This is a genomic window from Streptomyces luteogriseus (assembly GCF_014205055.1).
Lineage (GTDB): Bacteria > Actinomycetota > Actinomycetes > Streptomycetales > Streptomycetaceae > Streptomyces > Streptomyces luteogriseus.
In genome coordinates, this window is the sequence record NZ_JACHMS010000001.1 from 6,261,562 (window position 1) to 6,273,907 (window position 12,346).

Sequence of the window (12,346 nt, forward strand, 5' to 3'; positions counted from 1 at the left end):
GGAACAGTGCGAGGGAGGCCCGGATGACGGCGGCGCCGGGGCGCAGGAGCAGTACCTTCACACGGCTGCTGCGGCACGGTTTCACCGACGCCTCCGCCGCCGAGCGGCTTCTGGACAGTCCTGAGCTCGCGCCGCTGCGCGACGACCCGGTGCTGCTGGAGGCGCTGGGCGGCACCGCCGACCCCGATCTCGCGCTGCTCGGGCTCGTCCGTCTGCTGGAGGCCCAGCAGAGCCCCGGCGCCCGCCGGGAACTGCTCGACACCCTGATCGCGGCCAAGCCCCTGCGCGACCGCCTCCTCGGCGTCCTCGGCGCCTCCACCGCCCTCGCCGATCACCTCGCCCGGCACCCGGACGACTGGCAGGCACTCGTCATGTACGAGGCCTACGACCTGCACCCCGGGGTGGAGGAGTTCGAGGCCGGCCTCGCGGAGGCCACCGACCCGGTCTCCCTGCGCGTCGCCTACCGGCGCTGCCTGCTGTCCATCGCCGCCCGGGACGTCTGCGGCACCACCGGCCTCGCCGAGTCCGCCGCCGAGCTCGCCGACCTCGCCACCGCCACCCTGCGCGCCGCCCTCAAGATCGCCGAGGCGGCCGCGCCCGAGGACGCCGCCCTGTGCCGGCTCGCGGTCATCGCGATGGGCAAGTGCGGCGGCCACGAACTCAACTACGTCTCCGACGTGGACGTCATCTTCGTCGGCGAGGCCGCCGAGGGGACCGACGAGACCCTGGCCGTACGGGCCGCCACCCGGCTCGCCTCGCACATGATGCGGATCTGCTCCGAGACGACGGTCGAGGGCTCCATCTGGCCCGTCGACGCCAACCTCCGCCCCGAGGGCCGCAACGGCCCGCTCGTGCGGACCCTCTCCAGCCACCTCGCCTACTACCAGCGCTGGGCCAAGACCTGGGAGTTCCAGGCGCTGCTCAAGGCCCGCCCGGTGGCCGGCGACCTCGACCTCGGCGCCGAGTACGTGGCCGCCGTCCAGCCCCTGGTGTGGAAGGCCGCCGAACGCGAGAACTTCGTTCCCGACGTGCAGAAGATGCGCCGCCGGGTCGTGGAGAACATCCCCGTCGCCGAGGTCGACCGCCAGCTGAAGCTCGGCCCCGGCGGCCTGCGGGACGTCGAGTTCGCCGTGCAGCTGCTCCAGCTGGTGCACGGCCGGGCCGACACCTCCCTGCGCAGCGGCACGACCCTGGACGCGCTCAAGGCCCTCGCCGCCGGCGGCTACGTCGGCCGGGCCGACGCGGCCCAGCTGGACGAGGCCTACCGCTTCCTGCGCTCCATGGAGCACCGCATCCAGCTGTTCCGGCTGCGGCGCACCCACCTCGTCCCCGAGGACGAGGCCGAGCTGCGCCGTATCGGCCGCTCCCTCGGTCTGCGCGCGGACCCGGTCGCCGACCTGCACCGCGAGTGGCGGCGGCACGCGGGGGTCGTACGCCGGCTGCACGAGAAGCTCTTCTACCGGCCGCTGCTCGACGCCGTCGCCCAGCTCGCCACCGGCGAGGCCCGGCTCAGCACCGAGGCGGCCCGGGAGCGCATGGTCGCCCTCGGCTACGCCGACCCGGCATCCGCCCTGCGCCACCTGGAGGCGCTGGCCTCCGGCGTCACCCGCAAGGCCGCCATCCAGCGCACCCTGCTGCCCGTGCTGCTCGGCTGGTTCGCCGACTCGGCAGACCCGGACGCGGGCCTGCTCAACTTCCGCAAGGTCTCCGACGCGCTCGGCAAGACGCCCTGGTACCTGCGGCTGCTGCGGGACGAGGGCGCCGCCGCGCAGAACCTCGCCCGCGTGCTGTCCGCCGGCCGGCTCGCGCCCGACCTGCTCATGCGCGCCCCGGAGGCGGTGGCGCTGCTCGGCGACGGGGACGGCGGCGGCCTGGAGCCACGTCCGCGCGCCCACCTGGAGCAGGAGATACACGCCGCGGTGAAACGCGCCGACGACGCCGCCCAGGCGGTCACGGCCGCCCGCGGGGTGCGCCGCCGCGAGCTGTTCCGCACGGCCGCCGCCGACATCGTCGGCTCCTACGGCACCGAGGAGCAGCCCGCCGAGGCCGACCAGGGCGCCCTGGTGGACCGGGTCGGCGGCGCGGTGTCGGATCTGACCGCAGCCACCCTCGCCGGCACGCTCCGCGCTGTCGTGCGGGACGGCTGGGGCGACGAGCTGCCCACCCGGTTCGCGGTCATCGGCATGGGCCGGTTCGGCGGCCACGAGCTGGGCTACGGCTCCGACGCGGACGTGCTGTTCGTGCACGAACCGCGTGACGGCGTCGACGAGCGGGAGGCCTCGCAGGCGGCGAACAAGGTCGTCTCCGAGATGCGCCGCCTGCTGCAGATCCCCAGCGCCGACCCGCCCCTGCTCATCGACGCCGACCTGCGCCCCGAGGGCAAGTCGGGGCCGATGGTCCGCACCCTCACGTCGTACGCGGCGTACTACCGCCGGTGGGCCCTGACGTGGGAGTCGCACGCGCTGCTGCGGGCCGAGCCCGTCGCCGGCGACGAGGACCTGGGCCGCCGCTTCATCGAGCTGATCGACCCGCTGCGCTACCCGGCGGACGGGCTCGCCGACGAGGCGGTACGCGAGATCCGGCGGCTGAAGGCCCGCATGGAGTCCGAGCGGCTGCCGCGCGGCGCCGACCCCAAGCTGCACGCCAAGCTCGGGCCGGGCGGCCTGTCCGACGTGGAGTGGACCGTGCAGCTCATGCAGCTGCGGCACGGTGCGTCGGAGCCGGGCCTGCGCACCACCCGCACCCGCGAGGCCCTGGCCGCGGCCCGGGCGGCCGGGCTCATCACGGCGGAGGACGCGGCGACCCTCGACGAGGCCTGGGTCCTCGCGACCCGCGTGCGCAACGCGGTGATGCTGGTCCGCGGCCGGGCCGGCGACACGTTCCCGACGGAGCCCCGGGAACTGGCCGCCGTGGGCAGGTATCTGGGCTACGGCCCCGGCCACGCGGGCGACATGCTGGACGCGTACCGGCGCACGGCACGCCGGGCGCGCGGTGTGGTGGAGGAACTGTTCTACGGCATCGCCGAGCGCTAGGACCTGCCGGACCACCCATGGGACTTGTCCGGCAACCCATGGGACTTGTCCGGCAATCCCTGGGACCTGTCCGGCACGCTACGTCCTGACGTCCCGGCCGCAGCCCTCCTGGCCGCAGCCCGGGAGACGCGCGGCCCGCGCGCCGGCACCGTCCGAGGCAGCGTGTACGGCATCCTCCCGTACCAGAGCCGCGCGACCGTGAACCCGAAGGCCAGGCACAGCATGCCGCCGACCGCGTCCAGCCAGAAGTGGTTGGCCGTGGCGACGATGACCACCAGCGTCAGCGCCGGGTACAGCAGACCCAGCACCCGCACCCAGGGGACCGTCGCCAGGGCGGCGATCGTCAGCCCGCACCACAGGGACCAGCCGATGTGCATCGACGGCATCGCGGCGTACTGGTTGGACATGTGCTTCAGATCGCCGGACGCCATCGAACCCCAGGTCTGGTGGACCATGACCGTGTCGATGAAGTCGCCGCCGTTCATCAGCCGCGGCGGCGCCAGCGGATACAGGTAGTAACCGACCAGGGCGACGGCCGTGGTCGCGAACAGCACAAGGCGGGTCGCCGCGTAACGGCCGGGATGGCGACGGTACAGCCACACCAGGACACCCAGCGTGACGATGAAGTGCAGCGTCGCGTAGTAGTAGTTCATCCCGACGATCAGCCAATGCACCGAGTTCACGGCATGGTTGACCGACGCCTCGACGGCGATGCCCAGATGATGCTCGACCCGCCAGATCCAGTCGGCGTTGCGCAGCGCCTCGCTCTTCTGCTCGGGCACGGCGTTGCGGACGAGCGAGTACGTCCAGTAACTCACCGCGATCAGCAGGATCTCGAACCAGAAGCGGGGCCGGCGCGGGGTGCGCAGCCGGCGCAGCGGACCGTGCCCCGAATCGGCCGCAACGGTCTCCGGGAGGGCCGCTTCCAGGCCCTCCGGCTTCGTTACGGTCGTTTCACCCATAGGCGCAAAGTCTGCCAGAAAAGGACTTCCCCACCGATCATCCCGCGGCCCCGCACGAGCCGCATGTTCTGCGGCGAAATCAGGCCGAAGGCCTCAGGAGCGACCGCGTTCCCCCGGAGCCGACGCGGTCGAACCGCGCACCACCAGCTCCGGCATGAACACGAACTCGCTGTGGGGCGCGGGCGTCCCGCCGATCTCCTCCAGCAGCGTGCGCACGGCCGCCTGCCCCATCGCCGGGACCGGCTTGCGGATCGTGGTCAGCGGCGGGTCGGTGAAAGCGATCAGCGGGGAGTCGTCGAAGCCGACCACGGAGATGTCCTTCGGCACCTCCAGACCGAGCTGCCGGGCCGCCCGGATCGCACCCAGCGCCATCATGTCGCTGGCGCACACCACGGCCGTGCAGTTCCGCTCGATCAACGCGACGGCCGCCGCCTGACCACCCTCAAGGGTGTACAGGGAGTGCTGCACCAGCTCCGACTCGACGGTCGCGGCATCGAGGCCCAACCGGTCCTGCACCGCGCGCACGAACCCCTCGATCTTGCGCTGCACCGGCACGAACCGCTTGGGTCCGAGGGCCAGGCCGATCCGGGTGTGCCCCAGGGACGCCAGGTGCGTGACCGCCAGGCTCATCGCCGCGCGGTCGTCCGGGGAGATGAACGGCGCCTGCACCTTCGGCGAGAAGCCGTCGACCAGTACGTAGGGCACGCCCTGGGCGCGCAGCCGGTCGTAGCGCTGCATGTCGGCGGTGGTGTCCGCGTGCAGGCCGGAGACGTAGATGATGCCGGCGACCCCGCGATCCACGAGCATCTCCGTGAGCTCGTCCTCGGTCGAGCCGCCCGGCGTCTGGGTGGCCAGCACCGGCGTGTAGCCCTGCCGCGTCAGCGCCTGGCCGATGACCTGCGCCAGGGCCGGGAAGATCGGGTTCTCCAGCTCCGGGGTGATCAGCCCGACCAGCCCCTCGCTGCGCTGGCGCAGGCGCACCGGGCGTTCGTAGCCCAGCACGTCGAGAGCGGCCAGCACGGACTGGCGGGTGGTGGCGGCGACGCCCGGCTTCCCGTTGAGGACCCGGCTGACGGTCGCTTCGCTCACCCCCGCCTGCAAAGCGATGTCGGCAAGCCGTGTGGTCACAGCACTGGACTGTAGCGGCCGGGGTTCTCCTTGCACACCGACGGGACGCCTGATGCGCGCCGTCGCACGGCCCGCTGTGGGTGGCTTGGTCATCGCGGTCCCTCGAAACTCGTGGTCGGCGTCCGATCCGCAACGGATGATTCCCCCGGCGGACGCGGATGGCAAGTGCTTGCAGAGTCTTGCACAGCTGTCCGACTCCCCGCCGAACAGCTGGAAATGCGGGCTGCGGGGCGGTGCGTCCGAGCCCGGGGAGAGGTTACGGCGGGATAACCATCCGCACCCCTTGCAACTTTTTGCTGCAAGGTCTTTCGCAAGTCCTTCCAGCGCGGCTAATCTCACCGACGCCCGGCCGCCAACGGCGCAGTCGGCAGCACAACGGGCTTTCACCCTCAAGGAGAACTCATGCGGCGTGGCATAGCGGCCACCGCGCTGGTGGCGTCCCTCGCCCTGGCGGCGACGGCCTGCGGCGGTAGCGACAGTGGCGACGAGGCCGACGGCCCGGTCACCATCACCTGGTGGGACACCTCCAACGCCACCAACGAGGCGCCGACGTACCAGGCCCTGGTGAAGCAGTTCGAGGCTGCCAACAAGGACATCAAGGTCAAGTACGTCAACGTCCCCTTCGACCAGGCGCAGAACAAGTTCGACACCGCCGCCGGTTCCAAGGGTGCCCCGGACGTGCTGCGTTCCGAGGTCGGCTGGACCCCCGCCTTCGCGAAGAAGGGCTTCTTCGCGCCGCTGGACGGCACCGAGGCCCTCAAGGACCAGGACAAGTTCCAGCCCAGCCTGATCGAGCAGGCCAAGTACGAGGGCAAGACCTACGGCGTCCCGTTCACCACGGACACCCTCGCCCTCGTCTACAACAAGGCCCTGTTCGAGAAGGCCGGCGTCGAGGCCCCCAAGACCTGGAGCGACCTGAAGAAGGCCGCCGCCACGATCAAGGGCAAGACCGGCGTCGACGGCTACTGGGGCTCCACCCAGGCCTACTACGCCCAGTCCTTCCTCTACGGCGAGGGCACCGACACCGTCGACGCCGACGCCAAGAAGATCACCGTCACCTCGCCCGAGGCCAAGAAGGCCTACGGCACCTGGCAGGGTCTCTTCTCCGGCAAGGGCCTGCACAAGGCCGACACCACCGCCGACGCCTACGCCCACATCCAGGAGGCGTTCGTCAGCGGCAAGGTCGCCTCGATCGTCCAGGGCCCGTGGGAGATCACGAACTTCTACAAGGGCTCGGCCTTCAAGGACAAGAACAACCTCGGCATCGCCACCGTCCCGGCCGGCTCGGCCGGCAAGGCGGGCGCCCCGACCGGCGGCCACAACCTGTCCGTCTACGCCGGCTCCGACGAGGCCCACCAGAAGGCCTCGATGAAGTTCGTGAACTTCATGACCTCGGCGAAGGCCCAGGAGACCATCGCGCTGAAGAACTCCACGCTCCCCACGCGCGACGACGCCTACACCGACAAGGTCAAGGCCGACCCCGGCATCGCCGGCTACCAGGGCGTGCTCTCCAGCGCCCAGCCGCGCCCGGCGCTGCCCGAGTACAGCTCCCTGTGGGGTCCGCTCGACGACGAGCTGATCAAGATCGCCGGTGGCAAGGAGTCGCTGGACAAGGGCCTCGGCAACGCCGAGACCGCCATCGCCAAGCTGGTGCCCGACTTCTCCAAGTGACCGCCGGGTGGCCGCCGGATCCCTGCCATGGGGGGGGAGGGGATCCGGCGGCCACCGGCCCGCGTCTGCCGCCCGGCAGCCTCCCCAGGGGGCTCCCGATGGATCTCCGCGGCGTCGGAAATCCATCAGAAGCCCCCTTGACCTCCTTGAACCTCCAGAAGGTGTCGAACCATGACAGTCGCCATCGACCGAGCGACCGGCAAGCGGCGCGGTGAGCGGGAACCGCGACCCGGGCCGGCCCAGCGGCTGAAGAACGGCTTCCACAAGCACTGGTACGCCTACGCGATGGTCGCCCCGGTGGCCGTCGTGCTCGGCGTCCTCGTGGTGTACCCGCTGGTGTACGGCCTGTACCTCACCCTCACCGACGCCACCAGCCTCAACACCGCCCGTACGATCGGTGTCAACCACATCGACGCCACGTACAAGTTCATCGGCCTGGACAACTACGCCGACATCCTCTGGGGGCCGACGGCGTACGACCGCTTCTGGTCGCACTTCCTGTGGACGGGTTTCTGGACGGCGGCCTGTGTCGCCCTGCACTACGGCATCGGTCTCGGCCTCGCCCTGCTGCTCAACCAGAAGCTGCGCGGCCGCACGCTCTACCGGATGCTCCTCGTCCTGCCCTGGGCGGTGCCGACCTTCGTCACCGTCTTCGGCTGGCGGTTCATGCTCGCGGACGGCGGCGTCATCAACACCGCCCTGGAGGGCCTGGGTCTGCCGACGCCGCTGTGGCTGGAGGACACCTTCTGGCAGCGGTTCGCCGCGATCATGGTCAACACCTGGTGCGGCGTGCCGTTCATGATGGTCTCGCTCCTCGGCGGACTTCAGTCGATCGACGCGAGCCTGTACGAGGCCTCCGAGATGGACGGCGCCAACGCATGGCAGCGGTTCCGCTACGTCACCCTGCCCGGTCTGAGGTCCGTCAGCACGACGGTTGTCCTCCTCGGTGTCATCTGGACCTTCAACCAGTTCGCCATCATCTTCCTGTTGTTCGGCAACACCGCACCGGACGCCCAGATCCTCGTCACGTGGGCCTACCAACTGGGCTTCGGGCAGCAGCCGCGCGACTACGCCCAGTCCGCCGCCTACGGAATCCTGCTCCTGTCCATCCTGATCGTCTTCACCTCCTTCTACCGCCGCTGGCTGAACCGCAACGAGCAGCAGCTCGCGATCTGAGGCAGGAGTTCCCCATGAGTACGACCACCGTCGAGAGCTCCGCACCGGCCGGCGAGCGGCGCCCTGTGACCGCCCCCGGCAAGGTCCGCGGCCGGAACGAACGCAGCCGCGGCGCCTCCCTCGCCTCGCACGCCGTGCTGATCGTCGCCAGCCTGACCGCGCTCTTCCCGGTCGCCTGGCTGGTCTTCCTGTCCCTCGGCCCGGACAAGGACGACTACCTCCACCCCGGGCGCATCTGGGGCAAGCTGTCGCTCGAGAACTACGCCTACGTCCTGCAGGACACCGGCTTCTTCGACTGGCTGAAGAGCACGCTGGTCGTGGTGCTGGGCACGACGCTCATCGGCGTCGTCGTCGCCGCGTCCACCGGCTACGCCGTCTCCCGCATGCGGTTCCCCGGCTACCGGAAGCTGATGTGGGTGCTGCTGGTCACCCAGATGTTCCCGATCGCGGTACTGATCGTGCCGATGTACCAGATCCTCTCGGATCTCCAGCTCATCGACAGCTACCTTGGTCTCATCCTGGTCAACTGCACCACGATCGTGCCGTACTGCGCCTGGCTGATGAAGGGCTATTTCGACACCATCCCGTTCGAGATCGACGAGGCCGGGCGCGTCGACGGGCTGACCCCCTTCGGCACGTTCGCGCGGCTCATCCTGCCGCTCGCCAAGCCGGGCCTCGCGGTCGCGGCGTTCTACAGCTTCCTCACCGCCTTCGGTGAGGTCGCGTTCGCCTCGACGTTCATGCTGAGCGACGACAAGTACACGTTCGCCGTCGGTCTGCAGACGTTCGTCAGCGAACACGACGCGCAGCGCAACCTGATGGCCGCGACCGCTGTGTTGATCGCGATACCGGCCGCCCTGTTCTTCTACCTCGTGCAGAAGAACCTGGTGACCGGGCTGACGGCCGGTGGCACCAAGGGGTGACCCCTGCGAGTCGACCGTCCGCGGCTCACACCGTGGCCGGTCGCGCAGTTCCCCGCGCCCCTTCGTGCGCTGCCGAACCGTCCCCCAGAAGCCCGAGGTGGCCGCGGTGCCCATCCGACCCCGCTGTGCCGCGGCCGCCTCGTCTCCCCACCCACGCCTTCCATGACCGACCTCCTGTTACGCATCAAGGACGACATGAGCCAGCACTCAGCTGCACCGACCCCCACCCCCACGTCTGCTGTGGCCGTCGCCAAGCGCCGCGACTGGTGGCGGGACGCGGTGATCTACCAGGTGTACCCGCGCAGCTTCGCCGACAGCAACGGTGACGGCATGGGCGACCTGGAGGGTGTCCGCACCCGCCTGCCGTACCTGCGCGACCTCGGGGTGGACGCCGTGTGGCTCAGCCCCTTCTACTCCTCGCCGCAGGCCGACGCCGGCTACGACGTCGCCGACTACCGCGCGGTCGACCCCATGTTCGGCAACCTCCTGGACGCCGACGCGCTCATCCGCGACGCCCACCGGCTGAGCCTGCGGATCATCGTCGACCTGGTCCCCAACCACTCCTCCGACCAGCACGAGTGGTTCAAGCGTGCCGTCGCCGAGGGCCCGGGCTCCTCGCTGCGGGACCGCTACCACTTCCGCCCCGGCAAGGGCGAGAACGGCGAACTGCCGCCCAACGACTGGGAGTCGATCTTCGGCGGCCCGGCCTGGACCCGGGTCACCGAACCCGACGGCACGCCCGGCGAGTGGTACCTGCACCTCTTCGCCCCCGAGCAGCCCGACTTCAACTGGGAACACCCGGCGGTCGGCGACGAGTTCCGCTCCATCCTGCGCTTCTGGCTGGACATGGGCGTCGACGGTTTCCGGATCGACGTCGCCCACGGCCTGGTGAAGGCGCAGGGGCTGCCCGACCTTGGATCCCACGACCAGGTGAAACTGCTGGGCAACGATGTCATGCCGTTCTTCGACCAGGACGGCGTGCACGAGATCTACCGGCAGTGGCGGCTCATCCTCGACGAGTACGCGGAAAGGAAGGGGCCCGAAGGGCCTTCGTCAGAAGGGCGGTGGCGGGAGACGGGCGGGCGCATTTTCGTCGCCGAGGCATGGACGCCGACCATCGAACGGACCGCGAACTACGTCCGTCCCGACGAACTGCACCAGGCCTTCAACTTCCAGTACCTCAGTACCCACTGGGACGCCGAGGAGATGCGCGAGGTCATCGACCGCACCCTGGAGGCCATGCGCCCGGTCGGCGCCCCCGCCACCTGGGTGCTGTCCAACCACGACGTGACCCGGCACGCCACCCGCTTCGCCAACCCGCCCGGCCTCGGCACCCAGATCCGCCTGGCCGGGGACCGCGAACTGGGCCTGCGCAGGGCCCGGGCCGCGAGCCTGCTGATGCTGGCGCTGCCCGGCTCGGCCTACGTCTACCAGGGCGAGGAGCTCGGCCTGCCCGACGTCGTCGACCTGCCGGACGAGGTGCGCCAGGACCCGGCGTACTTCCGGGGCGCGGGCCAGGACGGCTTCCGCGACGGCTGCCGGGTGCCGATCCCGTGGACCCGGACGGGTTCGTCGTACGGCTTCGGCGACGGCGGCAGCTGGCTGCCGCAGCCCGAGGGCTGGGGCGAGCTGAGCGTCGAGGCGCAGAGCGGCGAGGCCGGTTCGACCCTGGAGCTGTACCGGGCCGCGCTCCGCGTGCGGCGCGAGCAGCCCGACCTCGGCGCCGGCACGTCCGTGGAATGGCTGCGGGCGCCCGAGGGCGTGCTGGCCTTCCGGCGCGGGGAGTTCGTGTGCGTCGCGAACACCACCGGTGAGTCGGTGGCGATGCCGGCGTACGGCCGGGTGCTGGTGGCGAGCGGGGAGATCGTCGAGGTCGACGACGAGGCGAAGGTGCCGGCCGACACCACGGTGTGGTGGACCACCGCGACCGCGGGGACTCGCGCCTGATTTTCCTTTGAATTTCGTACGGCCCGCTGCCCTTTCGGGCGGCGGGCCTTTACCATCTGCGTCACCGCAAGGTTTCTGAACCTTGCAGCAAGAGCCTTCAACGAAGAAGGAAACCCCACATGGCACGCAGATTCCTCGCTTCCGCCGTCGCGCTCGCCGCGGCTTCGGTTGTCATGAACCCGACTGGTGCGCAGGCCTCCCCACCTGGCACCAAGGACGTCACCGCCGTCCTCTTCGAGTGGAACTTCGCCTCGGTCGCCCGTGAGTGCACCACCACCCTCGGGCCCGCCGGCTACGGCTACGTGCAGGTCTCCCCGCCCGCCGAGCACATACAGGGTTCGCAGTGGTGGACCTCGTACCAGCCGGTCAGCTACAAGATCGCTGGTCGGCTCGGCGACCGGACGGCCTTCCAGAACATGGTGAACACCTGCCACGCGGCTGGCGTCAAGGTTGTCGTCGACACCGTCATCAACCACATGTCGGCGGGCAGCGGCACCGGGACCGGCGGCTCGTCGTACACGAAGTACAACTACCCGGGCCTGTACTCGTCGTACGACTTCGACGACTGCACGAGCCAGATCAGCAACTACCAGGACCGCTGGAACGTCCAGCACTGCGAACTGGTCGGCCTCTCCGACCTCGACACGGGCGAGAACTACGTCCGCGGCGCGATCGCCGGCTACATGAACGACCTGCTCTCCCTCGGCGTCGACGGCTTCCGCATCGACGCGGCCAAGCACATCGACACCGCCGACCTCGCGAACATCAAGTCCCGGCTGAGCAACCCGTCGGTGTACTGGAAGCAGGAGGTCATCCACGGCTCCGGCGAGGCGGTCCAGCCCGCCGAATACACGAGTAACGGCGACGTCCAGGAGTTCCGCTACGCCTACGACCTCAAGCGGGTCTTCAACAACGAGAACCTCGCCTACCTGAAGAATTACGGCGAGGGCTGGGGCTACCTGAGCAGCGGCATCTCCGGTGTCTTCGTCGACAACCACGACACCGAGCGCAACGGCTCGACACTCAGCTACAAGGACGGCGCCGCCTACACCTTGGCCAACGTCTTCATGCTGGCCTGGCCCTACGGCGCCCCCGACATCAACTCCGGCTACGAGTTCTCCGACCACGACGCCGGCCCGCCGAACGGCGGCCGGGTGAACGCCTGCTGGCAGGACGGCTGGAAGTGCCAGCACAACTGGCCCGAGATCAAGTCCATGATCGGCTTCCGCAACGTCACCCGGGGCCAGGCCGTCACCAACTGGTGGGACAACGGCGGCGACGCGATCGCCTTCGGCCGGGGCAGCAAGGGCTTCGTGGCCATCAACCACGAGTCCGGCTCCCTGACCCGGACCTACCAGACGTCACTGCCGGCGGGGACGTACTGCAACGTGCAGAACAACACGCCGGTGACCGTGAATTCGAGCGGCCAGTTCACGACCACCCTCGGTTCGCACACGGCGCTGGCGATCCACGCGGGCAGGTCCGGCTGCTGAGGCCGGGCGTGCGC

General features: G+C 70.1%; 8 protein-coding genes. 6 read left to right on the top strand and 2 right to left on the bottom strand.

Annotation, left to right across the window (positions count from 1 at the left end; all coding sequences use genetic code 11):
• Window positions 1-23 precede the first annotated feature (23 nt).
• Window positions 24-3,032: a bifunctional [glutamine synthetase] adenylyltransferase/[glutamine synthetase]-adenylyl-L-tyrosine phosphorylase gene (locus tag BJ965_RS27870; RefSeq protein WP_184912146.1), complete on the top strand. Its 3,009-nt coding sequence runs from the start codon at window positions 24-26 to the stop codon at window positions 3,030-3,032.
• On the opposite strand, the gene BJ965_RS27875 is transcribed toward BJ965_RS27870, so the two are convergent.
• Window positions 3,029-3,994: a phosphatase PAP2 family protein gene (locus BJ965_RS27875; RefSeq protein ID WP_184912149.1), complete on the bottom strand. Its 966-nt coding sequence runs from the start codon at window positions 3,992-3,994 to the stop codon at window positions 3,029-3,031. The two genes, BJ965_RS27870 and BJ965_RS27875, sit on opposite strands and share 4 nt — an antisense overlap.
• Before the next feature lie 93 nt (window positions 3,995-4,087).
• On the bottom strand, window positions 4,088-5,122 hold the full coding sequence (locus BJ965_RS27880) for a LacI family DNA-binding transcriptional regulator (protein ID WP_184912151.1): 1,035 nt from the start codon (window positions 5,120-5,122) through the stop codon (window positions 4,088-4,090).
• Between the two features lie 402 nt (window positions 5,123-5,524).
• Here BJ965_RS27880 and BJ965_RS27885 point away from each other — a divergent pair, with 402 nt between their 5' ends.
• The 5 genes from BJ965_RS27885 (at window position 5,525) to BJ965_RS27905 (ending at window position 12,332) form a co-directional block, all read left to right on the top strand.
• Window positions 5,525-6,793 (top strand): extracellular solute-binding protein, encoded by a 1,269-nt coding sequence (locus tag BJ965_RS27885; RefSeq protein ID WP_184912153.1) that lies wholly within the window; start codon window positions 5,525-5,527, stop codon window positions 6,791-6,793.
• Window positions 6,794-6,964: 171 nt separating this feature from the next.
• On the top strand, window positions 6,965-7,969 hold the full coding sequence (locus BJ965_RS27890) for a carbohydrate ABC transporter permease (protein WP_184912155.1): 1,005 nt from the start codon (window positions 6,965-6,967) through the stop codon (window positions 7,967-7,969).
• Window positions 7,970-7,983: 14 nt separating this feature from the next.
• Complete coding sequence (locus BJ965_RS27895) at window positions 7,984-8,892, top strand: sugar ABC transporter permease (protein WP_184912157.1); 909 nt, start codon at window positions 7,984-7,986, stop codon at window positions 8,890-8,892.
• 195 nt (window positions 8,893-9,087) lie between these two features.
• Window positions 9,088-10,839, top strand: coding sequence for a glycoside hydrolase family 13 protein (locus BJ965_RS27900; protein ID WP_184917634.1), 1,752 nt, complete (start codon window positions 9,088-9,090; stop codon window positions 10,837-10,839).
• A gap of 119 nt (window positions 10,840-10,958) precedes the next feature.
• Window positions 10,959-12,332 carry an alpha-amylase gene (locus tag BJ965_RS27905; protein WP_184912159.1) on the top strand — a complete coding sequence of 458 codons (1,374 nt, stop codon included), beginning with the start codon at window positions 10,959-10,961 and terminating at the stop codon, window positions 12,330-12,332.
• The last annotated feature ends 14 nt before the right edge of the window (window positions 12,333-12,346 follow it).

Coding starts and splice junctions, on each gene's coding strand:
- BJ965_RS27905 (WP_184912159.1), top strand. CDS start 10,959: ATGGCACGCAGATTCCTCGCTTCCGCCGTCGCGCTCGCCGCGGCTTCG.
- BJ965_RS27895 (WP_184912157.1), top strand. CDS start 7,984: ATGAGTACGACCACCGTCGAGAGCTCCGCACCGGCCGGCGAGCGGCGC.
- BJ965_RS27870 (WP_184912146.1), top strand. CDS start 24: ATGACGGCGGCGCCGGGGCGCAGGAGCAGTACCTTCACACGGCTGCTG.
- BJ965_RS27875 (WP_184912149.1), bottom strand. CDS start 3,994: ATGGGTGAAACGACCGTAACGAAGCCGGAGGGCCTGGAAGCGGCCCTC.
- BJ965_RS27890 (WP_184912155.1), top strand. CDS start 6,965: ATGACAGTCGCCATCGACCGAGCGACCGGCAAGCGGCGCGGTGAGCGG.
- BJ965_RS27885 (WP_184912153.1), top strand. CDS start 5,525: ATGCGGCGTGGCATAGCGGCCACCGCGCTGGTGGCGTCCCTCGCCCTG.
- BJ965_RS27900 (WP_184917634.1), top strand. CDS start 9,088: ATGAGCCAGCACTCAGCTGCACCGACCCCCACCCCCACGTCTGCTGTG.